The organism is Microbispora sp. NBC_01389, assembly GCF_045040095.1.
Lineage (GTDB): Bacteria > Actinomycetota > Actinomycetes > Streptosporangiales > Streptosporangiaceae > Microbispora.
Map to the genome: position 1 here is coordinate 5,040,930 of NZ_CP109552.1, position 25,029 is coordinate 5,065,958.

A 25,029-nucleotide genomic window follows, 5' to 3' on the forward strand; every position below is an offset into this window, starting at 1 on the left:
ATCTCATGATCAGGAGACGACATGCCCCCTTCGACGCTGTCCCGGCTACACCGGCGAACCGCTCTCGCCGGTACCGCTCTGCTCGCCGGAGCCCTGCTCACCGCTCCGTCCCTGAGCGGCACGGCCACGGCCGCCCCCTCCGTCTACGAGCCGACCTGGGCGTCGGTCGACCAGCACCCGGCCGCCCCGGAGTGGTTCCAGGACGCCAAGTTCGGCGTCTACTGGCACTGGGGCGCGTTCGCCACGCCGGAGTACGGCACCGAGTGGTACCCCCGCACGATGTACCTCAACGGCTCCAGCGAGAACAACCACCACAAGAGCGTCTACGGCGACCCCTCGGTGTGGCCGTACCACAACTTCATCGACGGCGCGCGAGACAAGGCGGGCAACTGGGTGCAGTTCACGCCCAAGCTCAAGTCCGCCGGTGGCAACTTCGACCCCGCCGAGTTCGCGCAACTGGTCTCCGACTCCGGCGCGAAGTTCGCCGGTCCCGTGGCCGAGCACCACGACGGCTTCTCCATGTGGAACAGCCAGGTGAACGAGTGGAACTCGGTCGCCCGCGGGCCCAAGCTCGACCTGGTCGGCCTGTTCGCCGACGCGATCCGCGCCAAGAACCTGAAGTTCATGGTCTCGATGCACCACCTGTACAACTTCACCGGCTACTACGACCACGTGCCCGCCCAGCCGACCACCACGCTGAAGAAGCTGTACGGGCAGCTCCCCAACGCCCAGGAGCAGCAGCTCTGGTACGACAAGCTGAAGGAGGTCGTCGACAAGTACCGGCCGGACATGATCTGGCAGGACGGCGGCCTCTACCTCGTCGACGAGGCCAAGCGGCTCAACTTCCTGTCGTACTACTACAACCAGGCCAACTCGTGGGGTAAGGAGGTCGTCGCGGCGTACAAGGACGGCTTCAACACCAACGGTGAGGTGTACGACTACGAGCGCGGCGGCCCCGCCGACATTCGCTCCCCCTCCTGGCTGACCGACGACTCCGTCAGCAACCCCTCGTGGTCCTACACCCCGACACTCACGTACTACAGCTCGGCCGCGCTGGTCCACGCGCTGATCGACCGGGTGAGCAAGAACGGCGACATGCTGCTCAACATCTCGCCCAGGGCCGACGGCTCGATTCCGCAGCCGCAGAAGGACCTGATGAACGCCATCGGCGGCTACCTGAAGCGCAACGGCGAGTCGATCTACGCCACCCGCGCCTGGACCACCTACGGCGAGGGCCCCACCAAGATGGGCGGCGGCAGCTTCGTCGAGCCTCGGGCCGGCACGGCACAGGACATCCGCTACACCCGCAGCAAGGACAACACCGTCCTGTACGCGACCGTGCTCGGCTGGCCGGGCTCGACGCTCAACCTCGCCTCGCTGGCCGCCGGGAAGATGGACCTGTCCAACCTGAGCAAGGCCGAGCTGATCGGCAACACCGCCGGCACCTACGTCAACCTCCCCACCCGCACCCAGGACAGCTCCGGCCTGCACATCACCCTGCCCAGCCAGCCGTACTCCGCGCTGGCCTACGTGGTCAAGCTCACCTTCACCGGGCCGATGAAGAACTCTCCCAGCACGACGACCGGCGCCCTGCGCGACGTCAACTCCGGCAGGTGCCTGGACGTCGCCAACGTCTCCCAGACCAACGGCGCCCAGACGCAGATCTGGGACTGCAACGGCGGCGTCAACCAGCAGTGGGCGACCACCGGCGCGAGCGAGCTGCGGGTGTACGGCAACAAGTGCCTGGACGTCAACGGTGCCGGCACGGCCGACGGCACCAGCGTGATCATCTGGGACTGCAACGGCCAGAACAACCAGAAGTGGCGCCTCAACTCCGACGGCACCATCACCGCCGTCGGCGCAAACAAGTGCCTGGACGTCTCGGCGTTTGGCACCGCCAACGGCACCAAGGTGCAGATCTGGTCCTGCACCGGCGCGAACAACCAGAAGTGGACCCGAAGCTGACGCCGCACCCCACATGTTCCGGAAAGGACTGCCCATGCACCCCCCCAACAGGTTCGGATCCGCGCCGAGGACACGCGCCCTCGCGAGGAGAACGCTGACAGCGCTGTCCGTGCTGGGTCTGGTCGTGCTCGCGCCGGCCACGGCCGCCCCCGCCTCGGCGGCCTCGGTCCAGGTCGCGCCGGTGGCGCCGTCGGAATCGTCGGCCACGATCATCGCCAAGGCCGCGGACATCGTGCCGTCGCCACGCCAACTGGCCTGGCAACGGCTGGAGCAGTACAACTTCATCCACTTCGGCATCAACACCTTCACCGGCAGGGAGTGGGGCACCGGCACCGAGGACCCGAACGCGTTCCAGCCCAGCGGTCTCAACACCGACCAGTGGGCCGCCGCGATAAAGGCCGCCGGGTTCAAGGGGGCGATCCTCACCGCCAAGCACCACGACGGGTTCCTGCTGTTCCCGTCCAAGTACAGCAGCTTCGGCGTCGCGTCCTCCTCCTGGCAGAGCCGCCAGGGCGACGTGGTGAAGAGCTTCACCGACTCGATGCACAAGTACGGATTGAAGGCCGGCCTGTACGTCTCGCCGGCCGACCTGCACGAGAACCAGCCCGGCGGGAAGTTCGCCAACGGCAGCCCGTCCAGGCAGGTGACGATCCCGACCGACTCCTCCGAGATCGTCAACGGGGTGACGTTCACCTTCAACTCCGACGACTACAACACCTACTTCGAGAACACGCTCTACGAGCTGTTCACCCGCTACGGCGGCATCGACGAACTGTGGTTGGACGGCGCCAACCCGACCGGCCGCACCCAGCCCTACAACTTCAGGGACTGGACCACCATGGCCCGCAGGCTGCAGCCCAACGCCGTCATGGAGGGCGACGGCGGGCCGGACGTGCGCTGGGTCGGCAACGAGAACGGCTACGCGCGCCAGTCGGAGTGGTCGGTCGTGCCGACCAACGGCGATCCCGCCACCGCCGCCGACACCGCGCTGCCGGTGCCCGGGTTCAACACCGCCGCCGACGTGGGCGGCGACGCGGTGCTGTCCCAGCGCAAGTCGGACGGGACCAGTGCGTGGAACGTGCTGCGATGGTCCCCCGCGGAGTGCAACGGGACGCTGTCGGCGCGCCACAACTGGTTCTGGCAGACCGGCGAGACCTGGCGGAGCCCGACCGAACTGCTGGAGATCTACTACGGGTCGGTGGGACGCAACTGCAACTTCCTGCTGAACATCTCCCCCAACCGGCAGGGCCTGCTGGACCAGTCGGCGATCGACACCCTGTCGCAGTTCGGCACCACGGTGTCGCAGACGTTCGCCACCAACCTGGCCGCCGGCGCCGGCGTGGCCAACGACAGCGGGACCTCCAGCAGCACGGGTCACACCCCGAACCTCGCGCAGGACGGCAACCTGGACAGCTCCTGGCAGCCGACGGGCACGACCGGCGGGCTCGTGCTGACCCTGCCGTCGGCGCAGACCTTCGACGTCGTCTCGGTGCAGGAGGACCTGAACATCGGCCAGCGCACCAGGTCGTTCGCGCTCGACTCGTGGAACGGCAGCTCCTGGACCCAGATCGCGACCGACACCACGATCGGGCACAAGAAGCTGATCCGCCTGGCCTCTCCCGTCAGCACCAGCCGGGTGAGGCTGCGGATCACCGGCGCACGGGCCAATCCCGCCATCGCCGAGGTCGGCCTGTATCGCCGCCCCGGCGGCGGCACCTCGCCGGCGAGCCCGATCAAGGGTGTCGGCTCGGGCAGGTGCCTGGACGTCGCCAACGTCTCCCAGACCAACGGCACCCAGACGCAGATCTGGGACTGCAACGGCGGCTCCAACCAGCAGTGGACCGCCACCAGCGCCAGTGAGCTGCGCGTCTACGGAAACAAGTGCCTGGACGTCAACGGTGCCGGCACGGCCGACGGCACCAGCGTGATCATCTGGGACTGCAACGGCCAGAACAACCAGAAGTGGCGCCTCAACTCCGACGGCACCATCACCGCCGTCGGCGCCGGCAAGTGCCTGGACGTCAACGCGGCGGGCACCGCCAACGGCACCAAGGTGCAGATCTGGTCCTGCACCGGCGCGAACAACCAGAAGTGGACCCGAAGCTGACGCGGTGACGGCGAGTGCTCAGCGCTTCGGGGGCGCTGTGCTCTCGCGGACGGTGAGGGTGGTCGCGATCTCCAGCCCGACCTGGGTGATCTCCTCGCCGCGCCCGAGGGCCAGCGCCAGCTCGGTCGCCGCGGCCGCCATCTCGTTCAACGGCTGGTGAACGGTGGTCAGCGGCGGGTCGACCCAGGCCACGACCGGCAGGTCGTCGAAACCCACCACGCTCAGGTCCTGGGGGATGGACAGTCCCGCCTCGCGGGCGGCCTGGTAGACGCCGAGCGCCTGCAGGTCGTTCGCGGTGAAGATCGCGCTCGGCCGGTCGGGCCGGGAGAGCAGGTCGCGCGCCGCGGCGTAGCCGTGCTCGTGGGTGAGCAGGGTGCGGACCACGAGGCCGGGATCGGCGGGCAGTTCTGCCTCGGCCAGCGCGGAGAGGTAGCCGGCCAGCCGGGCACGGCAGAACGGGTGATCCGGGCCACTGATCATGGCGATCCGGCGGTGCCCCAGCTCGATCAGGTGCCGCGTCGCCGCCTGGCCGCCTCTCCAGTTGGTGGCACCCACGAACGGCACGTCGTCCGGCAGTTCGTCGATCGGGTCGAAGACGACGAACGGGATGCCCTTCGCGGTCAGCTGGTCACGCTCCGCCTGCGTCAGCTGCGCCACCGACAGGACGCACTGAGGGCGGCGTCCGACGGTGTCGTCGATGGACATGCCCACCGAGTCGTGGAGGCCGAACTCCGAGACCATGACTCCGACGCGGTTCTTGCGCGCCACCCGCTCGACCCCACGGATGATCTCCACGGCCCACATGCTCTCAAGCTCGCGGAACACCAGTTCCACGACGTTGCTCCGGTTGCCGACGGGCTTGCGGTATCCGTACTGGTTGACCAGTTCCTCGATCCGGGCGCGCGTCTGGGCCGACACCCCCGAGCGCCCGTTGATCACCTTTGACACGGTGGGGATCGAGACCCCGGCGGACTCGGCGATGTAGGCGATGGTGACCGACCCCGGCCCGCCGCCCGTCGAGCTCTGCTCGTCGGCCGCGGGTCCGCCCGATCGGTTGTCCGTCACGTTCGCCCTTCCCTCGTCGACGGCGCGTCCGTCACGCCGTCCGCCTGAGTAGACCGGCCTCGACGCGACGGTCTGGAGCCATTCTGGCACCCGTGGTGGCCGGGTGGTTCACCCCTTGACGGCGCCTGTGAGAACCCCCGTGCGGAAGTGCCTCTGGACGAACGGGTAGACGACCAGGAGCGGCACCAGAGTCAGCACCACCACCGCCATCTGCGTCGACAGGGGAGCGGTCCGCGCGTACGCCATGCCGAAGCCCGCGTTGACCGATCCCGGCATCCCGGCCCCGCGGTTGACATAGGTGAGCAGCACGTACTGCAGCGGCCACTTCTCGCTGTCGGTCGGCAGGTAGAGCATGACGGTGAAGAAGGAGTTCCAGTAGCCGACGGCGTAGAAGAGGGCGATCACCGCGGTCACCGCGCGCGAGGCCGGCAGGACCACCGACCAGAGGATCCGCCAGTCGCCCGCGCCGTCCATCCGCGCCGCGTCGACCAGTTCGGCGGAGGTCCTCGTGTAGAAGGAGCGGAGCACCAGGATGTTGAAGACCGAGACCGCGCTCGGGAGGACCAACGCCCACCAGTGCCCGTAGCCGCCGAGCCCCGTCACCACCAGGAAGGTGGGGATCAGCCCGCCGCTGACGAACATCGTGACGATCAACAGTGCCAGGACGAGGCGGTGCCCGGGCGAACCGGGCCGCGACAGTCCGTACGCGCACAGGACCGAGACGACCATGGACAGCGCCGTGCCGGCGACCGTGATGCCGAGGCTGACCACCAGGGCGGTGCGTACGGTCGGGTCGGTCAGCATCTCCCGGTACGCCTGGAAGGTGAGGCCGTCCGGCCAGATCACGAGGCCGCCGGCCCGGTTCACGGCGCCGGGAGTGGACAGGCTGGTCACCACGACGATCCACAGCGGGACCAGCATGACCGCCAGCACCCCGCCGAGGGAGAGGCCCTTGGCGGACCGGCCCGCGACGGTCGGCCGCTCCTGCCAGGGCGGGCGTTCCGCCCGCGCCCGCGGTGCCCTCGCCGCGCTCGTGCCGTCTGTGAGCACCTTGGTCAACTCCGGTACAACCCGTCCTCGCCGAAGGAATGCGCCAGCCTGTTGGCGCCCCAGATGAGCAGGAGCGAGATCACGCTCTTGAAGAGTCCGGCCGCGGCACCCAGGCTGTAGTCGGCCGTGCCGATGCCGTAGTAGAAGGCATAGGTGTCCAGCACCTCCGCGGCGTCGTGGCCGACCGCGTCGCGCTGGACGAGGAACTGCTCGAAGCCGACCGAGAGCGCGCCGCCGAGGCGGAGCACCAGCATCAGCGTGATCACTCCGCGCAGGCCCGGAAGGGTGATGTGCCACATCCGCCGGAAGGGGCCGGCGCCGTCCACGGCCGCCGCCTCGTAGAGCCCGGGATCGATGGCCGACAGAGCGGCCAGGAAAACGACGATCCCCCAGCCCGCCTCCTTCCAGACCACCTGGGAGGTGACCAGCAGCACGAAGGTGCCCGGATCGGTGGTGATGTCCCACGTCTGCAGGTCATGCGAGCGCAGGAACTGGTTGAGCGCGCCCGCACCGCCCAGCATCTGCTGAAATATCGTGATGACCAGCACCCACGAGAAGAAGTGCGGCAGGTAGACGACGGACTGGATGAAGGTGCGCACCCGCACGCTGAGCACCGAGTTGAGCAGGAGCGCCAGCGCGATCGGGATCGGGAAGAACAGGACCAGCTGGACCAGGCTGAGATAGAGCGTGTTCCGCAGCGCGCCCCAGAACAGCGGGTCGGCGAACAGCCGGCGGAACTGCTCGAAGCCCGCCCAGTCGCTGTTCCCGACCCCGGCCGGCGGGTCGTAGTACTGGAACGCGGTGACAAGTCCGAACAGCGGGGCGTAGTTGAAGATCAGCAGCAGGAGGACCGCGGGGGCCACCATGATCAACAGAGAGCGGTCGCGCCGCAGCCTGACCACCAGGCTCGGACGCTCCCGCGACGGGCGCGATGTGCTGCTCACCGGCCCGTGCCGTACTTGTCCAGCACATTGTCGGTCATCCACTGCCTGAGCCGGTCGCCGCCGCCACTGGTCTTCCAGGTGGAGACGGCGGCCCGGACCTCGGAGACCTCCGTTCTCCCGTGGTAGCAGTCCTTGACGGCGTCCTCCACGGCCTGCGCGGCACTGGCCGCCGACAGCGACCGGGGCATGCCGATGTTCATGTTCCAGAAGACCGGCTTGTAGAGCGCCCTGACGTTGGCGGCCTGCCAGGCGGCGTGGTCCCTGGTGACGACGGCGGCACCGGGGTTGCTGATCACGGCGGGCGGCGAGGCCAGGAACGGGAAGGTCATCGCCTGGACGAACTTCCTGCCGTCCTCGGTCGCGGTCGGAACCCCGTCCTTCATCGTGAAGTGGACGCCCTCGACCCCGAAGTTCACCATCGTGTACTCGGCCGAACCGAAGGGGGCGGCCAGATAGTCGGCGACCGCCAGCAGTTCCTCGATCTGGTCCGGCCGCAGCCCGCTGTTGAGATAGCTGACGACGTTCGTGGAGGGTCCCATGGCGACGCGGGGCGCGCTCGTGCCGTCGGCGGCGAAGAAGTCGAAGGCGCCGCGGCGGTAGTCCTCGTCGGCGGCGGTGCCGGACTGGTGGTCGGCGACGCTCCAGGCGCCGGTGCCGCCCCCACTGATCAGCACCTTTCCCGAGTAGAAGCGGGTGGCGGCGTCCGCGTTCCGGCCGGCGACGGCGTCCGGATGCAGGTAGCCGGCCCGCGCCATGCGGTGGTGCCAGTCGAGCGCCTCGAAGAACTGCGGCATCTCGTACTTGTGGATCAGCCTGCCGTCCTGGACGTCCCACGTCAGGGGGACGTTCCAGGCGGGGAAGAGATAGGTCCACACGTCGTCGAAGGCCCAGACGCCGCGTCTGGCGTCCGTCAGCTCCTTGCCCAGGCTCATCAGGTCGTCGGCCGACCGCACCTGGCCGGGGGTGATTCCCTTCGCCTCCAGGAGGTCCCGGCGGTGGAAGACGGCGCCCGCGACGACGAAGTCGCTGGAGAAGGAGGGGATGCCGTACAACCTGTCGCCCCACGCGCCGGTCTGCCAGGCGCCGGTCGGGATGGCGGCGAGGTTCGGATATCTCTTGATCTTGTCGCCCGCCAGGTAGGGCGTCAGGTCGGCGAGTTGCGTCCCGGCCAGCCCGCCGACGTCGAAGAGGGAATTCCACCAGGTCGGCAGCTGGATCCAGTCGGGCAGGCGCCTGGCGGCCGTCATCGTCGGGATGATCGTGTTGTAGTTGTTGCCGTCCGCCGGCTTCATGGTGAGCGTGACGCCCAGGGCCGTGTTCACGGCCTCGTAGAAGGAGTTTCCCGCAGGCGGCACCGTGCCCCACAGCGGTGTGACGGCGGTGTAGCTTCCGCCCCTGCCCGGAGTTCCCCGTACGGTGGCGACCCGGCTGGAGGGGTAGGCCAGGAAGGCCGGATCGGTCGCGGCTCCGGCTCCGCCCGCCACGGACGGGATGTCCGGCCTGACCGAGGCGCTGGGCACGTAGGACGGCAACGCCGCTCGCAGGCCCGCCCCGGTGTTCGCGCCGGCCTTCTGCCGCGCCCCGCCGCCGCAGGCGGCGATCAGGGGAGTCGCCGCGGCGAGGGCGACGAAGCTTCTGCGGTTCAACTCGGGTCTCACGGTGGGGGCCGTCCCCTTCGAAGTCGTCGAAGCGCTTCTACGTCGCCGCGAGACTAGTGACCCGTTTTCCCGGAGAACAAGAACACTCCGTAAATTGAAACTTTCGGCGACATGGTCGGCCGCCTCTCCCTCGATGAAGGAATCACGGTCCTGACGGTCAGGGGGCGAGGGAGAAGTAGTTCTCCTCCTCCTGGACGAAGTGCAGTCGCAGCACCGAGTGCAGCCCGTACAGGCAGGCCCGCAGGTCCTCCAGCTGCTCGGGCCGCAACCGGCCGGCGGCGCCGGCGACTCTCACGTGCCTGCCGATCCGGCGGGCCAGGCGATCGATCTCGCTGTGCGCCCGGCTCATCGTCGCGGTCGCCTCCCCTCCGCCGAGGGGACCGGCCAGCGCCGGGTAGAGCTCGTGCTCCTCGGCGCACTCGTGCGGCAGCAACCGCTCGGTCAGCAACCGGTCGACCTCCCGTACGGCGTCCAGCGCGCGCGGCCCGTGCTCGACGACGAGCAGGCTCGCGGCGTCGCGTACGGCGTCCAGCACGTCGGCGAGATCGTCGTGCTCGGCGGCGAAACGGCGGATCAGGTGCTCGGTGGCCGGCTCCAGCACCGGCCCGGCGCCGCGCCGGGGCAGCACGGCACGCAACGCGTTGACGATGACCACCACGTCGATCCCCTCCTGCAGCAGCGCCCCGGCCGCGGGGGGCAGCAGGCCCAGCAGCGCGGCCACCATGGCCGCCAGCGACAGGGCCATGCCGCCCGCGGCCGACTGCACGGCGATGCGCCGCGTGCGCACCGCGATCTCCATGGCGTCGGCGAGCCGGTCCACCCGGTCGGTGACCAGCACCACGTCGGCGGCCTCGGAGGAGGCGGTGGACCCGCGCGCCCCCATCGCCACCCCGACGTCGGCCGCCGCCAGCGCCGGGGCGTCGTTGATGCCATCGCCGACCATGACCGTCACGGCCCGTGCGGCCTCCGCCCTGACCGCGGCGACCTTGTCGGCGGGCGACTGCTCGGCCCGCACCTCGTCCAGCCCGACCACGGCGGCGACCTCCCGGGCGGGCTCGGCGCGGTCGCCGGTCAGCATCAGCAGGCGGCCGATTCCCGCCGAGCGCAGCCGCCGCAGCGTACGGGGAGCGTCGTGCCGCAGGGGGTCCAGCAGCAGGATCGCACCGCACAACGCGCCGTCGACGGTGAGCCAGGCGACGGCGGCGCCGTCCAGGGCGGCCCGGTTGTCGGCCGCGCGAGCCCAGCCGGGCAGGGCTTCGAGCGGTGTCACCGTCCTGCCCACGGTCACGCGCCGCCCGTCCACCGTGCCGGCCACTCCGCGGCCGGGCTCCTCGGTCACCTCCCGCGGCGCCGGCAGTGTCAGGCCGCGGGCCCGCGCCTCCGCGACGATCGCCTCGGCCAGCACGTGAGCGGACATCTGGTCGAGTGACGCCGCCAGCCGCAGCACCTCCGACGGCGTACGGCCGGGGGCGGCGACGACCTGCAGAACCCGCGGACGGCCGGTGGTCAGGGTGCCTGTCTTGTCCAGCAGGAGAGTGCGGGCCCGCCCCAGCCGCTCCAGCGCCCCGCCGTCCCGGACGACGACACCCCGGCGCGCGGCCCGCGACAACCCCGAGACGATCGCGACCGGAGCGGCCAGCAGCAGCGGGCACGGGGTCGCCACCACCAGAACCGCCACCGCCCGCACCGCGGACCCGCTGAGCCACCACGCCGCCCCGGCGACCCCCAGCGACAGGGGCAGGAACCAGGCGGCGTACCGCTCGGCCAGCCGCACCACCGGCGCCCGCTGCGCGCCCGCCTGCTCGGCCAGCCGGACGATCTGCGCGTACGTGCTGTCCTCGGCGGTCGCCGTCGCCTCGATGTCGACCGCGGCGCCGGCGTTGACCACGCCGCTGCGGACCGCCTCGCCGGCGCCACGCTCGACCAGGGCGGACTCCCCGGTCAGCGCGGACTCGTCCAGCATCGCCGGCCCGGCCAGGACCCGGCCGTCCACCGGCACCACCTCGCCCGGGCCGGCCACCACCACGTCCCCGATCCGTACGTCCGCCAGGGGGACGACGACCACGTCGCCGCCGCTGCGGCGACGGGCGGAGCGCGGCGCATGCTCCAGCAGCGCACGCAGATCGCGCGACGCGCGGCGCTCCGCCGCAGCGTCCAGCGCCCGACCGGTAGCCAGCATCAGCGCGATCAGGGCCCCGGCCAGGTGCTCCCCGACGGCCAGGGTCCCGGCCAGCGCCAGCGCCGCGATCAGGTCGACACCCGCCCGCCCCTTCCGCACCGCGGCGGCCACCCAGACCATCGCGGGCACGACGGCCACCGCGGTCCCCGCCGTCCAGAACCCGTCCGCGACGGCCGTGGCCCCGGCCAGCCAGGCCGCGCCACCGCCCACCAGCGCGCCGCCGGTCGCCACCAGGAACGCCTGTTCCCGCCACCGATCACCCAGGACGCCGAGAGTACGCGGCATGTCGAGCCTCCACGCGTGGAAGTGTCGCCGAAGTGTCGCCTCCATCCGACAGCCCCGACGGGCCGGCCGACAGTGCCGAACGGCCCCCGAACCGTCACCACTCGGCAACCGCTGCCGGCGGTAGGCTGCTGTGATCCGAATGGGCCCGCGTTCCGGGGGGACGATGTCCACTTCCCTTCTCCTGTGCCTGGCCGGGGCCGCCCGACTGTCGTACGGCGAAGTGGTCGGCGCATGACCATCCGGGCCGCTGACCGGCAGCGGGAGGGGGCGTCGGGCCGGGCGAGCGGGCGGTTCCCGTGGCTCGCTTTGGTGGCCGCGGGGTACGTGGCGGCCCAGCTGGCCCTCGTCACGCCTCTCCTCGGGCTCGGCTGGGACGAGACGGTGTATCTGTCCCAGGTCGATCCGCGTAATCCGGCCGCCTACTTCAGCGCGCCGCGTTCGCGGGGGATCAGCTTCCTGGCGGCTCCCGTGCTGGCCGTCACCGGCTCCACGCCGGTGATCAGGATCGTGCTGGCGGTGCTGTCGGCCGTCGCGCTCTATGTGGCGTACCGCGTCTGGCGTCCGCTGCTCGGACCGGGCCGGACCGCGCTCGCCGGCCTGCTGTTCGCGGGCCTGTGGGTCACCGTGCTGTACGGCCCCCAGGCCATGCCCAATCTGTGGGTGGCGCTGTCGGCGGTGGCGGCGACCGGCTGGTTCCTGCGCGCCCAGCGGCCCGGCGCCTCCTGGGGCGTGCTCCTCGGCCTGGGCGGCGCCGTCGCGGCGGCCACCCTTTTCCGGTTCTCCGACGGCGTCTGGCTCGCGGCGCCGCTGCTGGCCGCCTGCGGCGTGGTGCCCGCCTGGCGGCGCCCGGCCCCGGCCCTCGCCGTCGCGGGCGGGCTCGCCGCGGGCGCCGCCCAATGGGTCGCCGAGGCGTACGTGCGGTGGGGCGGCGTCGGCGCCCGGCTGCACGCCTCCAGCGCCACCGAAGGCGGCATGGGCCTGCACTGGGCCGGGGGAGACGCCTGGCGCAGCCTCAACGGGCCCCTGCTGTGCCGCCCCTGCACGGTCCCGCTGACGCACCCGCCGCTCACGCTATGGTGGCTGGCCCTTCCCGTGCTCGCGCTGACGGCCTGCGCGGCGGCCCTGCGCACCGGGCGGGCGGCCGAGACCATGCTGCCGGCGGCCTGCGCCGCCGCGCTGAGCGTCCCCTACCTCCTCCTGATCGGCTACTCCGCGCCGCGCTTCTTCCTGCCCGTCTACGCCCTGCTGGCCCTGCCCGTCGCCACGCTGGCGGCGGGCACGGTGCGGGCCGTCCGCCCGGCCCCCGGCCGGGTCGTCGTCGCGGGTGTCCTCGCCGTGCTGCTCGCCGCGCACCTGACGGTGCAGTACGAGGTGCTCCAGGAGAGGGCCGCCGGCGCGCGGGCCACCGCCGACCGCTACCAGGCGGTCGCAGACGGGCTGCGCCGCCTCGGCCTGCGCCCGCCCTGCCTGGTCACCGGCAGTCACTCGCAGCCGATCGGCTACTACGCCGGCTGCGCCTCCGCCGACGTCAGCGGCAACAACCAGAACATCACCGAAGCCGCCCTGCTGCGCCGCGCCGCGACCGAACCCACCGCGGCGCTCGCCGACAGAAGCTCCCCACCTCCCGATTACGCCCACGCGTGGAGGGCCCACCGGCTCCGGGGCACCGGCTACACCGCCTACCTCCCTCGCCGCGCCGCCGGCGGCCGACAGCCCTGACCGGCGTCCGATTCCTTGACCACCGCGAGTCCCGGAGATGCGGCCGGCGGGGTATCACCGTCAGAAGGGCTGGTGTTCCGTCGCGACTTCCATGACCGCGCGGGAAACCGCTCTGCTCGTGCCGGACCGCACGCACATCGGGGGGTCACATGGAAACCCGAGGTCTCATCTGCTGGAGAGTCTCGCTCACGACCGCGGGCACGGTCGTCGTTCTGTCCCTGGGAGCGGGGTGCGCGATGGCGGCGTCCGCTCCTCGTTCGGACGACGTCGACCCGTCGACGCGTACCAACGTCACGAAGTCGCTGAAGGGCGAGGCGCTGGCGAACGTCACCTACCGCGCCTATGCCAAGCAGGCCGACCGGGAGAACCTGCCCGATGTCGCGAACCTGTACCGGCACACCGCGCACAGCGAGTTACGCGAGCACTTCACCGAGCAGGCGGAGCTGATCGGCCTGGTCGGCGACAACGCGGCGAATCTCCGCGACAGCATCGGCGGCGAGTCGTACGAGGCGACGACGATGTACAAGAAGTTCGCCCGGCAGGCCAGGGCGGACGGCGACCAGGAGGCCGCCAGGCTCTTCTCCGAGGTGGGCCGGGACGAGGCCAGGCACCGGGAGAAGTTCCTCCAGGCGCGGAAGGCCGTCACCGACCCGTCGTCCGGGGCGACCATCCCGACCGACGTACGGGCCGAGCCGGTGGAGATCCAGGCCGGCCCGTCCAAGGTCTCCTCGTCCAGGACCCTGGAGAACCTCCGGGCGGCGATGAAGGGCGAGGCCTTCGCCTACGCCAAGTACACCCTCTACGGAGACCGGGCGCGGGAGACCGGGCAGCCCAGGCTCGCCAGACTGTTCCACCGCACCGCCGCCGTCGAGCGCACCGAGCATTTCGCCGAGCACGCGAATCTCGCCGGCGCGGTCCGCGACACCGGGACGAACCTGTGCGCGGCGATCAAGGGCGAGACGTACGAGGGCACGCGGATGTACCCGGGCTTCGCCCGGCAGGCCTCGGCGGCCGGCGACACCGAGGCGGCCGCAGTGCTCAACGGCACCGCGAAGGACGAGCTGAGGCACGCGAAGGCCTTCTCCGGAAAAGTCGCCAAGCTCGGCAGGCAGTGCCCCACGTCGAGCTGACACCCGAGGAGTAGTCGATCGACTCCGGCTTCGCCGTGCTTCGCGGCGGGGGTGGCCGGTCGCCCCCGCCCCGGCGGGTGGTGGAAATACCCTAGGGGGGTAGGGTGTTGGACAGGACGCCGAGGCAGGACAGCCTCCGGCGCCGTTGCCCGTCATTACCGATTGATTGTCAAGCTGAGGAGAAGCGTCATGACGACCGCCACCTACACTGTCACCGGCATGACCTGCGGCCATTGCGTCAGTTCCGTGAAGGAAGAGGTCGGCGAGGTCCCCGGTGTCACCGGTGTCGAGGTCGATCTGGCCACCGGGCTCGTGACCGTCGAAAGCGACGACCCCCTCGACACGGCCGTGATCAGGGCCGCCGTCGAGGAGGCCGGATACGAAGTGGTGGATCATCCATGAACACACCGGCCCGGATGGGCGCCTACGCACTCGGCCTCGCCGTGGCCTTCGCGGGAGCGTTCGGCATCGGCGGCGCGGTCGGCGCGACTCCGCCGTCGGCGCCCGTGACGAGCGGACATGGAGGTCACGCGACACCGGCACCGGCCCCTGCGACCCCGGCACCGGCCGCGCCGAAGGCGGACCACGTGCCGGGAGGGCTCCAGGTTTCCCAGAGCGGCTACACCCTCACCCCTCGGACCACGACGATCACTCCTGGCGAGCGGACCGAGTTCCGGTTCACCGTGGACGGCCCGGACGGCCGCCCGGTGACCGCCTACGAGACGCGGCACGACAAGAAGCTGCACCTCGTCGTGGTGAGCCGCGACGCGACGGTCTTCCGGCACGTGCACCCCGAGCTCGCCGCCGACGGAACCTGGTCGGTTCCGCTGACGCTGCCCGACGCCGGTGCCTACCGGGTCTTCGCCGACTTCGTCCCCCAGGGCGGGGAGGCCCTGACCCTCGGCGCGGACCTGTACGCCGCCGGCGACTACGCGCCCCGGCCGCTGCCGCCGGCCGGCCGTACGGTCACGGTGGACGGATACACCGTCCGGCTCGACGGCACTCTCACGCCGGGTACGGCGAGCAGGCTCGTCGCCGAGATCAGCAAGGACGGCAGGCCCGTGACCGACCTGCAGCCGTACCTCGGGGCCTACGGCCACCTCGTCGCGCTGCGCGTGGGCGACCTGGCCTACCTGCACGTCCACCCCGACGGCGCCCCGGGCGACGGCGTCACCCCGGCAGGGCCGGGCATCACCTTCCACGCCGAGGTGCCCAGCCGCGGCGACTACCGGCTCTTCCTCGACTTCCAGCACGACGGGACCGTGCGCACCGCCGCCTTCACCGTACGGGCGGGGCAACCCTCCGGGGCCGCTCCCGCCGGCACGGCAGGCCACGGATCCGAGCACACCCACTCCGGCCACTGACGCCGGGCATGACGCGGAAAGGAGGGGTGATGGTCTCCATCACCGGTGACCGGCCGCCTGGCGCGGTCGAACTCTCGATCGGCGGCATGACCTGCGCGTCGTGCGCCAACCGGATCGAGCGGAAGCTCAACAAGCTGGACGGCGTGACCGCGACGGTCAACTACGCCACGGAGAAGGCGAAGGTGACCTTCCCCGAAGGCCTGGACCCCCAGGCGCTGGTGGCGGAGGTGGAGAAGGCCGGATACACCGCCAGACTCCCCGAGCCGCCCACACCGGATCAGGCGCCCTCGGAGCCGGACGAACTCGGGGTCCTGCGGACCCGGCTGCTGGTCTCCGTGGCGCTCGCGGTGCCGGTGATCGCACTGGCGATGATCCCGGTGCTGCAGTTCACGTACTGGCAGTGGCTGTCGCTGACGCTCGCGGCCCCGGTCGTCGTGTGGGGCGGCCTGCCCTTCCACCGGGCCGCCTGGACCAACCTGCGGCACGGCACGGCCACGATGGACACGCTGGTCTCGCTCGGCACGATCGCCGCGCTGGGCTGGTCGCTGTGGGCGCTGTTCCTCGGCGACGCGGGCGTGCCCGGCATGACCCACGGATTCGACCTGACGATCTCCCGCACCGACGGCTCGGGTGACATCTACCTGGAGGCCGCGGCCGGGGTCACCGCGTTCATCCTGGCCGGGCGCTACTTCGAGGCCCGCTCCAAGCGGCGCGCAGGCGCGGCGCTGCGGGCCCTGCTGGAACTCGGCGCCAAGGACGTCGCCGTGCTGCGCGACGGCCGCGAGGTGCGCGTCCCGGTCGGCGAGCTGAAGGCGGGCGACCACTTCGTCGTACGGCCGGGGGAGAAGATCGCGACCGACGGCGTGATCGAGGAGGGCTCCTCGGCGGTCGACGCCTCCATGCTCACCGGCGAGTCGGTCCCCGTCGAGGTGCGGCCCGGCGACACCGTCACCGGGGCCACGGTCAACGCGGGCGGCCGGCTGGTCGTCCGGGCCACCCGGGTCGGCTCGGGTACGCAGCTCGCCCAAATGGCGCGTCTGGTCGAGGAGGCGCAGACGGGCAAGGCCCAGGTGCAGCGCCTCGCCGACCGCGTCTCCGGCGTCTTCGTGCCGATCGTCATCGCCCTGTCGGTCGCCACCCTGGGCTACTGGCTCGGCACGGGCGAGGGCGCCGGGGCGGCCTTCACCGCCGCGGTGGCGGTGCTGATCATCGCCTGCCCATGCGCGCTCGGCCTGGCGACCCCGACCGCCCTGCTGGTCGGCACCGGCCGCGGCGCCCAGCTCGGCATCCTGATCAAGGGTCCCGAGGTGCTGGAGTCGACCCGCGCGATCGACACAATCGTGCTCGACAAGACCGGCACCGTCACCGAGGGGAGGATGACCCTGGCCGGGGTCCACCTGGCCGACGGGGAGGACCACGACGAGGTGCTCCGGCTGGCCGGGGCCCTGGAGCACGGCTCCGAGCACCCGATCGCGCAGGCGATCGCCCGGGGCGCGGCCGAGAGGGTGGGGGTCCTGCCGCCGCCGGAGGACTTCGCCAACGTCGAGGGCCTCGGCGTGCAGGGCATCGTGGACGGCCACGCCGTTCTCGTCGGCCGGCCCCGCCTGCTGGAGGAATGGTCACAGCACCTTCCCGAGGAGCTGGAGAAGAGGCTGGGGGAGGAACAGGCCGCGGGCCGTACGGCGGTGGCGGTCGGTTGGGACGGCCGGGCGCGTGCGGTGCTGGTCGTGGCCGACGTCGTCAAGCCCACCAGCGCCGACGCCGTCGCCGAACTGCGCGCGCTCGGGCTGACGCCGGTGCTGCTCACCGGCGACAACGAGGCGGTCGCGCGTACGGTCGCGGCCGAGGTCGGGATCGACGAAGTGATCGCCGAGGTGCTGCCCGCCGGCAAGGTCGACGTGGTGAAGCGGCTGCAGGCCGAGGGCCGGACGGTCGCGATGGTCGGCGACGGCGTCAACGACGCCGCCGCGCTCGCCCAGGCCGACCTGGGCCTCGCCATGGGTACGGGCACCGACGTGGCCATCGAGGCCGCCGACCTGACTCTCGTCAGGGGGGACCTGCGGGTGGCGGCCGACGCGATCCGGCTGTCGCGGCGCACGCTGCGCACGATCAAGGGCAACCTGTTCTGGGCCTTCGCCTACAATGTGGCGGCCCTGCCGCTGGCCGCCGCGGGCCTGCTCAACCCGATGATCGCCGGGGCGGCGATGGCGTTCTCCAGCGTCTTCGTCGTCAGCAACAGCCTCAGGCTCCGCCGCTTCCGCTGAACCGCCGCGGCCACCGGGATGTACACGACCCATGTGTCGCGTACATCCCGGAGTAGGTTCAGGACGCGTCCGGAGTGCCGGTGCTCCGCCATCGGTAGTGGGCGTCCGGCAGGTTCTCCTCGTTGCCGCTCCCGTCCCGTTCCTCGACGAGGGTGAAGCCGTGCCGTTCGTAGAGACGGCGGGCGCCGTCGTTCTGCTGGAAGACGTACAGGTCGAGCACGTGGGGGTGCGTCTTCTTGGCGTGGCCGAGCAGCGCGGTGCCGACGCCGCGCCCCTGGGCGGCGGGCGCGACGTACAGGTGTTCCAGCCAGTCGCTCTGGAAGCAGGCGAAGCCTGCGATCTCACCGTGTAGCTCGGCGACCCACACCTGAGAGGCCGGGAGCATGATGTGGGTGATCCAGGCCCGGGTCTCCTCGTCGGAATGCAGGCGCGGCAGGTAGGTCATCTCCGCCCGGGCGGCGAGGAACACGTCGGCGATGTGCCCGGCGTCCCCAGACCAGGCACGCCGGATCAGCGGCAGCGCATCGAGCGATTGACCGGGTTTGCTCCCTCGCATGGGCTGAGGTTATCGAGTGGACGTCGCCCGACGCAGCGGCCACTCACGAGAATTCCCGTGCTGTGCAGACGAACCAGACCGCCTTGCCCTCCGGTGCGGGGTCGACGCCCCACCGGTCGGCGTAGGCCGTGACGATCGCCAGCCCGCGGCCGTGCTCCTCGTCCGGGCCGGTCGGGAGCAGGGCGGGCCACACGCCGCTGTGGTCGGCGACCTCGCCTCGTACGCTCCGTCCGTGCCGGAACAGGGCGAGAGTCACGGGTGATTTCGCGTGCACGATCGCGTTGGTCACCACTTCGGAGACAACTATGGTCACGTCCTCAGCGAGGATGGACAGGCCCCAGGCCGCGAGGGCTTCCCGGGTGTGCCGGCGCGCACTGCCCACCGCTTCGGGGGTGGCGGGCAGGTCCCAGCATGCCTCCTTCGCGCCGTCGTCACTTATGGGAGGCGGGGGGATGAGGTTAGGGTTCTTCATCAGGTCAGGTAGCTCCGAGTTCCTGATCCAGTCCTCGGGCGGGTGGTCGCAACACCACGCCCGAGGACGCCGGGGGTTTTGTCTCCGCTCGCTTCGATCAACGTTCTCGTGTAACGGCTCCCCAGAAGATCGTCGGCAACGCCTCCCGTCGCAGAGGGTTACGAGTAGCCTCTTCATAGTTATCTAGCCCAGAGATACTTTCAAGGCGAAAGTTTCTATGCGGTAAAGGTTCTGATTGTGCTGAGGAGTAACCATGGCGAGCCCTACAGTCCGCCGACGCCGACTCTCGGCCGAGCTCATACGCCTGCGCGAGCAAGCCGGGCTCAGCGTCGAGGAGGCCGGGCGCCGACTGGAATGGTCGCGCGGTCGTCTCAACAAGATGGAGGCCAACAAGTGGACCAGGCCGGACCTGGGCAACATCCGGGCGCTCCTCGACCTGTACTCGGTGACGGACCCGGTGCAGCGTGAAGCCGTCCTCACCCTGGCCCGTCAGTCTCGGGAGAAGGGGTGGTGGGCCAACTACCAGGATGTGTGGCGTGGTTCGCTGGCGGGATTCGAAGCGGAGGCAGCCCTGATCAACACGTATGAGGATCTCCGGGTGCCTGGGCTGCTCCAGACCGAGGATTACGCTACGGCGATGTTCAAAGGCGGCCGGGTGCTTGAGGATGCCCAGATCCGCCGCCGTGTGGAGGCACGGATGGCGAGGCAGAGCGTCCTCCGCGAGGAGACGCCGCCCACCCTGTGGGCGGTGATCGACGAAGCCGCGCTGAGCAAGACCGTAGGCGGTTCGGCGGTGATGCGGCAGCAACTGCGACATCTCATCGACATGAGCACCAAGCCGAACATCTACATCCAGGTCCTTCCGGACTCGGCTGGAGCCCACGCCGCGATGGATGGCGCCTTCACGGTCTTGAACTTTCCGGATCGGAGCGATCCGAGCATCGTCTACATCGAGACCGCCACAAGCGACCTGTACCTGGAGACTCAGGAAGAGCTGGAGCGTTATAGCCTGATCTTCGACCTCGTACGGTCGTCCGCGCTCAGCCCGGAATTATCGGTGGCCTACTTGACCACGTTGATCGAGCAACCTCGCTAGGAGGCGATCATGGACCTTCCCCCGCGCTACCTCCTCGAATGGCAGAAGAGCTCATATTCCGGGTCCGGCGACAACTGTGTCGAGGTCGCGGTGCTTGCGGGTGGGGGACGGGCCGTACGGGACTCCAAGGACCCGGACGGGCCCGTTCTGACGTTCACCTCAGCCGAATGGCGCGCCTTCATCGGAGGCGTCAAGCACGGCGCGTTCGACTGACGGCCACCGTGCCCCTGGCCGGGAGGTGTAGTCGCCCGCCGCGACCGGCCACCGGTGGCTGACCATCGTCGCCGGTCAGCCGTTCGCGAGCCGGAACCAGACCACCCGCCCCGCCTCGCTCTCGTGCCAGCCCCAGGCCGCCGCCAGTTCCTGGACCAGCCACAGCCCCCGGCCCGTGCACGTCTCCGCGTCGGTGCCGGTCTGTACGCCGGGTGCGCTCGTGGCCGAGCCCGCGTCGACGACGTCGACGTGGAGCGTTCCGGAGCGCCGGGCGACGGCCACGGTCACCTGGCCGCTGGGCAGTCGCGAGTCGGAGTGCCGTACGGCGTTGGCGACGAGCTCGCTGACCAGCAGCACGGCGTCGTCGGTCCGCGGGTGGCCGGTCCCGGCCAGGAGCACTCGCAGGTACTGACGTGCCTCGCGCACCGACGCGGCCTCGCCGGGCAGGTCGATCCGCCCCAGCAGCCCCACCGCCTTCGTCGCGTGCTGCGGGAGACCCGCACAGCCGGGATCGACGTACGGCTCGGGCGTCACCCACCTTGCCGGTGAAAGCGGAAACGAGGAAGGCCGAACGGCCTGCTTTCCCTGGTCGCCCGTCCGCATCTTCGACCCCTTCTCGCCAGGTTGGCACCCGTTTAGCGCACTCGGTCATCGATTGGTAACGCACCGTGAGTGGCTCGTCTTGATGGTTATCCTTCGGAAGCAACGAGGCAAGCGAAATTGCAAATTTGCTCTGCGCGGCGTCTTCGCCTGTTTCCCTGATGCGGTCTCGCCTGGGGCGGCACACTGTGCGTGACGATCAGGGAGGTTTCCGTGACGAACGGGCGTGGTCCCACGGTCCGGCGTAGACGGTTGGCCGGTGAACTGCGCAGGCTGCGCGAACGCAAGGAGCTGACCCTGGAGGACGCCGCCGAGCACCTCGGCTGGTCGGCGGCGAAGGTGTCCAGGATCGAGACGGCCCGCGTCGGGATCACCTCGCCGGACCTCACCCGCATGCTCGACCTCTACGAACTGGCCGACGACAGGCGGGCCGGCCTCCACGCGCTGGCCAGGACGGCGCGCACCCGAGGCTGGTGGGACGCTTACGCGGACTCGCTGCCGAGCGACTACTCGGCCTACATCCAGCTGGAAGCCGATGCGGCGTTCATCCGCAGCTACGACGGCATGATCGTGCACGGCCTGCTGCAGACCGACGAGTACGCCCGGGAGATCATCCGCGCCGCTCTGATGGGCCTGTCCTCCCCGGCCGAGGTCGAGCGGCGGGTGGAGGTGCGCATAACCCGGCAACGGCTGCTGCTCCGGGACGAGAGCCCACTCCGGTTCTGGACCGTCGTCGACGAGGCCGCGCTCACCCGCAGAGTCGGATCCGAGGCGATCATGCGCAAGCAGTACGAAAGGCTGCTCGAGTTCGCGGACCGGGACAACATCACAATCCAGGTGCTGCCCTTCACCAAAGGCGCGCATCCCGCGACGGCCGGGACTTTCGCCCTGCTCGAATTCCGTGAAACCCACGATCCAAATGTGGTGTACGTCGAGGGCACGACAAGTAACCTGTACGTCGAAAGCGATGCCGAGATCTACCGGTATTCGCTGGCCTTCGACCATCTTCGAGCGATGGCGCTCGACCCCGACGAGTCGAGGCGGCTCGTCGCGCGACTGGCCGAAGGGTCCCGATGAGAGCGATTCTGCCGAGAGAAGCCAAGGGGTTGCCTGTGTACCTGTCTCGCGTCACATGGCGAAAGAGCCGTCGTAGCGGCAATGGCTCGAACTGTGTCGAGATCGCCGTCGGCGACGCCGCCGAGGCGGGTACGGAGCACAAGGCGGATGCCCGGCGGTTGTTCCTGGTCCGCGACTCGAAGAATCCGGACGGTCCGGTTCTCGCGTTCACGCAGTCCGAATGGGATGCCTTCGTCGGCGGGGTCAAAGACGGCGAGTTCGACGACCTGAACTGACCACCCGATCGCTTCCGGTCCGGGTGGCTCCCTGTCGAGGGTTGGTGGCGGCGCCGGGCTGATCGGGCTGTTACCGAAGGTATGCCGCGAGGCCGAGTCGCTGGTCGCGTACGGCTCCGGCGACGAGGCCCGCGATCTGGCGGGCGCCGTACGCCTCGAAGTGGGTGTGGTCGTTGGCGAAGAACGCACCCACCGGGCCTGAGGTGTAGTCGCCGTTGTACGGACAGAAGCGCAGGCTGTTGTAGAGCGTGTAGCTCAGCTTGTGCAGGTCGATGACCAGGGTGCCGGTGGCGGAGCCGACGTCGAAGGTCTCGGTCAGGTAGCCGCGGTTGGGCGTGGCGGTGCTTCCGCTGCAGGTCAGCGCGGCCACGGGGGTCACCAGCACGGGATTGGCGCCCCGCTGCTTCGCGGCGCGGACCATGGCGGTGAGGAGTTCGCGATAGCGGGCGGAGCCGACGTGCCGGGGGCAGGTGGGGGAGCCGTCGTTGATGCCGAACTGGACGAACAGGTAATCGCCGGCCTTCATCCCGGTGGAGGCGTCGAGCATGGACTGCCAGCGGGCGGCGTAGGCGGTCGAGCTGAGGACGCATTCGCCTGAGGAGTTGGTGGTGCCGGTGACGGCCGACTCGTAGAGCCACGTCTGGATGCTGCGGCCGCCGACGGCGTTGTTCGCCACGGTGGCGTTGGCGGTGAGGTACTGGCCGAGCTCGCGGCCCCAGCCGACGATCGGGTCGCCGGAGCTGTTGGCGACGGTGGAGTCGCCGGCCAGCCAGACTGTGATCTTGCCGGGAGTCGGGGTGGCGCTCGGCGTCGGGCTCGGGCTCGGGCTCGCGCTCGGCGTCGCGCTGGGGCTCGGGCTCGGGCTGGGGGAGCGGGTCGGGGAGGCGCTGGGGCTGCTGGTCACTCCGCCGGTGCAGGTGGCGCCGTTGAGCGTGAAACTCGCCGGCACCGGGTTGGCGGAGCTCCACGAGCCGTTGAACCCGAAGTTCGCCGATCCGTTGCCCGGGATGGTGCGGTTGTAGTCGACGTTCTTGGCGGTGACGTTCGCGCCGGTCTGCGTGACCGTCGCGTTCCAGGCCTGGGTGACCTGCTGCCCGGTGGAGAAGGTCCAGGTCAACGTCCAGCCGTTGATCGTGTCGCCGAGGTTGGTCACGGTGACGTCCGCGCCGAAACCACCGGTCCACTGGTTGGTGATCCGGTAGGTGACGGCGCAACCGGTCGCGGCGCCGGCGGGTGATAGGCCCACCACCGACGTCAGCACCGCTGCAGCGGATGCGATCGCCATCGCGGCGCGCCGCCGGAACATTTTCATCAGCGGGTTTCTCCTTCTCGGGCGTTCCGCCGTTCAGGGGACCGGCGCGGCGTGGTGGGCGGAAGTGGATCTCAGCGGGCCGGGAGGCGCCACGGGGTCGTACGGTGGCCGCGTGATCGGCCGGGTCGCGTCAGATCAGCGCGCACGTGGCGCCGTTGAGGGTGAAGGACGCCGGGGCGGAGTTGGCGCCGTTCGAGTTGGCGGTGAAGCCGGCCGTCACGGAGGCGCCGGGTGCGAGGGCGGGGCTCCACGTGGGGTTCGTGACGGTGACGGCCGCGCCGGTCTGGGTGAACGTGCCGTTCCAGCCCTGGCTGATCTGCTGGCCGTCGGAGAACCTCCAGCCCAGCGCCCACCCGTTCAGGGTGCTGGTGCCGGTGTTGGTCACCCGTACCTCGCTCTGGAACCCGCCGGGCCACTGGTTGGTCACGCTGTAGTGGACGGCGCACGCGCCGACCTGGCCGCTCGGGGTGGCGCTGGGCGTGGCCGAGGGCGTGGGGGTGGGGGTGCGGCTGGGCGACGCGGAGGGGGTCGGGGTCGGTGTCGGGCTGGGAGTGGCGGGCGGAGCGAGATGAGCGGCCACGATCGGTGCGAGTTTTGCCGTGATCGAACGGTGACCGGCGTCGTTGGGGTGGACGCTGTCGGACAGGCCGTCGGACGGCACCCATCCGTCGGTGGCGACGAAGAAGACGTTGCGGTCACCGGCGTTGTTGACGGTCTGCACCGCGGCCTGGGTCTGCGGGACGAACCGCCCGCGGAAGGTCTGCAGGGCCAGGATCGCGGCCTTCGGGTACTTGCTCCGGATGGTGCGCAGCAGGCCGGTGTAGGAGTCCTGGAACTGCGTCGTGGAGACGCCGTGGCCGGCGTCGTTGGTACCGAGGTTGATCACGACGACGTCCGCCTGATAACGGGCGAAGTCGTGGTCGACGGCCCCGTCCGCGGCGCTGACCTTCACGAAGCGGCGGTCCAGGCCGACGCAGCCGTCGGCGGTGCTGACCAGGCAGGCGCCGCCCTCGGCGACCTGCATGTGATCGAGCCCGAGCTGGTCGCCGACCAGCCATCCGTACGCGGTGAGGGCGTTCTTCGAGGTGGTGGTGCCGACGGTGATCGAGTCGCCGACGAACTCGACCATTCCCCGGGCCGGCTGGGCGGGCAGCGTGCGCGCGCCCAAGTCGAGTACCAGTCCTTGGAACACCGCGTCACCGTGATAGGAGCCGGCCACCACCCGGTAGGACACGCGTAGGGTGTGGTTGCCCGCCGAGAGCGGGGTGGACGTGAGGTTGACCGTGCCCCGCACGTTCTGCAGGTAGACGTCGGGGCGGCCGTCGATGCTGTAGTAGAGGTCGATGGCGTTGCGCTGCTTGAGCTTGACGGTGGTCCCGGTGAACCCGGTGGTCAGATAGGCCCCGGCCCAGCCGGGGACGTAGGCGCCGCTGTCGCGGGTGTCCCAGCGGCCGACGAAGCGGATATTGGGGTCCGTGGGTGTCCCGTCCCCGGCGGCGGCCTGCGCTCCGGGTGGCGACGCGAGCGCGGTCGCTACCGCGGCGACGACGGTGCCGAGGGCGACGGCCAGGCGCGTGAGCTTCATTAGAACCGTCCAACCTGGTGGGGGCCGACGTCATGGGACGCTAAGAACGCGAACACGCTGGAGTCAAACGCGCCCTGACGCCATGTCGTGACGATGCGAAGGAGACGTCGTCT

At 70.5% G+C, this 25,029-nt stretch carries 21 protein-coding genes; 11 read left to right on the top strand and 10 right to left on the bottom strand.

The features are described from left to right. Positions 1-21 precede the first annotated feature (21 nt). Together OG344_RS22850 and OG344_RS22855 are read left to right on the top strand one after the other, a co-directional pair. Positions 22-1,965 (top strand): alpha-L-fucosidase, encoded by a 1,944-nt coding sequence (locus OG344_RS22850; protein ID WP_405084806.1) that lies wholly within the window; start codon positions 22-24, stop codon positions 1,963-1,965. 109 nt (positions 1,966-2,074) lie between these two features. Continuing rightward, complete coding sequence (locus OG344_RS22855) at positions 2,075-4,072, top strand: alpha-L-fucosidase (protein ID WP_405084807.1); 1,998 nt, start codon at positions 2,075-2,077, stop codon at positions 4,070-4,072. Positions 4,073-4,090: 18 nt separating this feature from the next. Here OG344_RS22855 and OG344_RS22860 read toward each other — a convergent pair whose 3' ends face one another. The 5 genes from OG344_RS22860 to OG344_RS22880 form a co-directional block, all read right to left on the bottom strand. Continuing rightward, a complete protein-coding gene (locus OG344_RS22860) occupies positions 4,091-5,137 on the bottom strand; it encodes a LacI family DNA-binding transcriptional regulator (RefSeq protein ID WP_405084808.1) in 1,047 nt (348 codons plus the stop codon). Between the two features lie 108 nt (positions 5,138-5,245). After that, a complete protein-coding gene (locus OG344_RS22865) occupies positions 5,246-6,187 on the bottom strand; it encodes a carbohydrate ABC transporter permease (protein WP_405089152.1) in 942 nt (313 codons plus the stop codon). 5 nt (positions 6,188-6,192) lie between these two features. Continuing rightward, positions 6,193-7,131 carry an ABC transporter permease gene (locus tag OG344_RS22870; RefSeq protein ID WP_405084809.1) on the bottom strand — a complete coding sequence of 313 codons (939 nt, stop codon included), beginning with the start codon at positions 7,129-7,131 and terminating at the stop codon, positions 6,193-6,195. After that, complete coding sequence (locus OG344_RS22875; protein WP_405084810.1) at positions 7,128-8,777, bottom strand: hypothetical protein; 1,650 nt, start codon at positions 8,775-8,777, stop codon at positions 7,128-7,130. The genes OG344_RS22870 and OG344_RS22875 overlap by 4 nt, the downstream gene beginning before the upstream one ends. A gap of 169 nt (positions 8,778-8,946) precedes the next feature. Further along, complete coding sequence (locus OG344_RS22880; protein WP_405084811.1) at positions 8,947-11,253, bottom strand: heavy metal translocating P-type ATPase; 2,307 nt, start codon at positions 11,251-11,253, stop codon at positions 8,947-8,949. Between the two features lie 231 nt (positions 11,254-11,484). Between OG344_RS22880 and OG344_RS22885 the strand changes: the two genes are divergently transcribed. From OG344_RS22885 to OG344_RS22905, 5 genes are all read left to right on the top strand, one after another. Further along, positions 11,485-12,972, top strand: coding sequence for a hypothetical protein (locus OG344_RS22885; RefSeq protein ID WP_405084812.1), 1,488 nt, complete (start codon positions 11,485-11,487; stop codon positions 12,970-12,972). 149 nt (positions 12,973-13,121) lie between these two features. Further along, positions 13,122-14,102, top strand: a complete 981-nt coding sequence (locus OG344_RS22890; protein ID WP_405084813.1) for a ferritin family protein — start codon at positions 13,122-13,124, stop codon at positions 14,100-14,102. A 189-nt stretch (positions 14,103-14,291) separates the two neighbouring features. After that, complete coding sequence (locus tag OG344_RS22895; RefSeq protein ID WP_405084814.1) at positions 14,292-14,504, top strand: heavy-metal-associated domain-containing protein; 213 nt, start codon at positions 14,292-14,294, stop codon at positions 14,502-14,504. Further along, positions 14,501-15,466 carry a hypothetical protein gene (locus OG344_RS22900; RefSeq protein WP_405084815.1) on the top strand — a complete coding sequence of 322 codons (966 nt, stop codon included), beginning with the start codon at positions 14,501-14,503 and terminating at the stop codon, positions 15,464-15,466. Before OG344_RS22895 ends, OG344_RS22900 begins: the two co-directional genes overlap by 4 nt. A gap of 29 nt (positions 15,467-15,495) precedes the next feature. Continuing rightward, entirely contained in the window at positions 15,496-17,730 is a 2,235-nt protein-coding gene (locus tag OG344_RS22905) for a heavy metal translocating P-type ATPase (RefSeq protein WP_405084816.1), read from the top strand. Between the two features lie 58 nt (positions 17,731-17,788). On the opposite strand, the gene OG344_RS22910 is transcribed toward OG344_RS22905, so the two are convergent. Both OG344_RS22910 and OG344_RS22915 read right to left on the bottom strand, forming a co-directional pair. After that, positions 17,789-18,286, bottom strand: coding sequence for a GNAT family N-acetyltransferase (locus OG344_RS22910; protein WP_405084817.1), 498 nt, complete (start codon positions 18,284-18,286; stop codon positions 17,789-17,791). Positions 18,287-18,329: 43 nt separating this feature from the next. Next, on the bottom strand, positions 18,330-18,758 hold the full coding sequence (locus OG344_RS22915; RefSeq protein ID WP_405084818.1) for an ATP-binding protein: 429 nt from the start codon (positions 18,756-18,758) through the stop codon (positions 18,330-18,332). 253 nt (positions 18,759-19,011) lie between these two features. On the opposite strand from OG344_RS22915, the gene OG344_RS22920 reads away from it, so the two are divergent. Both OG344_RS22920 and OG344_RS22925 read left to right on the top strand, forming a co-directional pair. Then, positions 19,012-19,854 carry a helix-turn-helix domain-containing protein gene (locus OG344_RS22920; protein WP_405084819.1) on the top strand — a complete coding sequence of 281 codons (843 nt, stop codon included), beginning with the start codon at positions 19,012-19,014 and terminating at the stop codon, positions 19,852-19,854. A gap of 9 nt (positions 19,855-19,863) precedes the next feature. Beyond that, positions 19,864-20,067 (top strand): DUF397 domain-containing protein, encoded by a 204-nt coding sequence (locus OG344_RS22925; RefSeq protein ID WP_405084820.1) that lies wholly within the window; start codon positions 19,864-19,866, stop codon positions 20,065-20,067. 75 nt (positions 20,068-20,142) lie between these two features. Here OG344_RS22925 and OG344_RS22930 read toward each other — a convergent pair whose 3' ends face one another. Further along, a complete protein-coding gene (locus OG344_RS22930) occupies positions 20,143-20,601 on the bottom strand; it encodes an ATP-binding protein (protein WP_405084821.1) in 459 nt (152 codons plus the stop codon). Positions 20,602-20,880: 279 nt separating this feature from the next. On the opposite strand from OG344_RS22930, the gene OG344_RS22935 reads away from it, so the two are divergent. Together OG344_RS22935 and OG344_RS22940 are read left to right on the top strand one after the other, a co-directional pair. Continuing rightward, positions 20,881-21,744 carry a helix-turn-helix domain-containing protein gene (locus tag OG344_RS22935; protein ID WP_405084822.1) on the top strand — a complete coding sequence of 288 codons (864 nt, stop codon included), beginning with the start codon at positions 20,881-20,883 and terminating at the stop codon, positions 21,742-21,744. Further along, complete coding sequence (locus OG344_RS22940; protein ID WP_405084823.1) at positions 21,741-22,019, top strand: DUF397 domain-containing protein; 279 nt, start codon at positions 21,741-21,743, stop codon at positions 22,017-22,019. The genes OG344_RS22935 and OG344_RS22940 overlap by 4 nt, the downstream gene beginning before the upstream one ends. Positions 22,020-22,089: 70 nt before the next feature. Here OG344_RS22940 and OG344_RS22945 read toward each other — a convergent pair whose 3' ends face one another. Further along, the gene (locus OG344_RS22945) at positions 22,090-23,331 is read right to left on the bottom strand and encodes a cellulose binding domain-containing protein (RefSeq protein WP_405084824.1); all 1,242 of its coding nucleotides are present in this window, start codon (positions 23,329-23,331) and stop codon (positions 22,090-22,092) included. 130 nt (positions 23,332-23,461) lie between these two features. Beyond that, entirely contained in the window at positions 23,462-24,916 is a 1,455-nt protein-coding gene (locus tag OG344_RS22950; RefSeq protein WP_405084825.1) for a cellulose binding domain-containing protein, read from the bottom strand. Between the last annotated feature and the right edge of the window lie 113 nt (positions 24,917-25,029).

Bases quoted from the DNA above. Each gene is read 5' to 3' on its own strand.
- OG344_RS22850 (WP_405084806.1), top strand. From the start codon at position 22: ATGCCCCCTTCGACGCTGTCCCGGCTACACCGGCGAACCGCTCTCGCC.
- OG344_RS22880 (WP_405084811.1), bottom strand. From the start codon at position 11,253: ATGCCGCGTACTCTCGGCGTCCTGGGTGATCGGTGGCGGGAACAGGCG.
- OG344_RS22885 (WP_405084812.1), top strand. From the start codon at position 11,485: ATGACCATCCGGGCCGCTGACCGGCAGCGGGAGGGGGCGTCGGGCCGG.
- OG344_RS22890 (WP_405084813.1), top strand. From the start codon at position 13,122: ATGGAAACCCGAGGTCTCATCTGCTGGAGAGTCTCGCTCACGACCGCG.
- OG344_RS22895 (WP_405084814.1), top strand. From the start codon at position 14,292: ATGACGACCGCCACCTACACTGTCACCGGCATGACCTGCGGCCATTGC.
- OG344_RS22900 (WP_405084815.1), top strand. From the start codon at position 14,501: ATGAACACACCGGCCCGGATGGGCGCCTACGCACTCGGCCTCGCCGTG.
- OG344_RS22905 (WP_405084816.1), top strand. From the start codon at position 15,496: ATGGTCTCCATCACCGGTGACCGGCCGCCTGGCGCGGTCGAACTCTCG.
- OG344_RS22910 (WP_405084817.1), bottom strand. From the start codon at position 18,286: ATGCGAGGGAGCAAACCCGGTCAATCGCTCGATGCGCTGCCGCTGATC.
- OG344_RS22915 (WP_405084818.1), bottom strand. From the start codon at position 18,758: ATGAAGAACCCTAACCTCATCCCCCCGCCTCCCATAAGTGACGACGGC.
- OG344_RS22920 (WP_405084819.1), top strand. From the start codon at position 19,012: ATGGCGAGCCCTACAGTCCGCCGACGCCGACTCTCGGCCGAGCTCATA.
- OG344_RS22925 (WP_405084820.1), top strand. From the start codon at position 19,864: ATGGACCTTCCCCCGCGCTACCTCCTCGAATGGCAGAAGAGCTCATAT.
- OG344_RS22940 (WP_405084823.1), top strand. From the start codon at position 21,741: ATGAGAGCGATTCTGCCGAGAGAAGCCAAGGGGTTGCCTGTGTACCTG.
- OG344_RS22945 (WP_405084824.1), bottom strand. From the start codon at position 23,331: ATGAAAATGTTCCGGCGGCGCGCCGCGATGGCGATCGCATCCGCTGCA.
- OG344_RS22950 (WP_405084825.1), bottom strand. From the start codon at position 24,916: ATGAAGCTCACGCGCCTGGCCGTCGCCCTCGGCACCGTCGTCGCCGCG.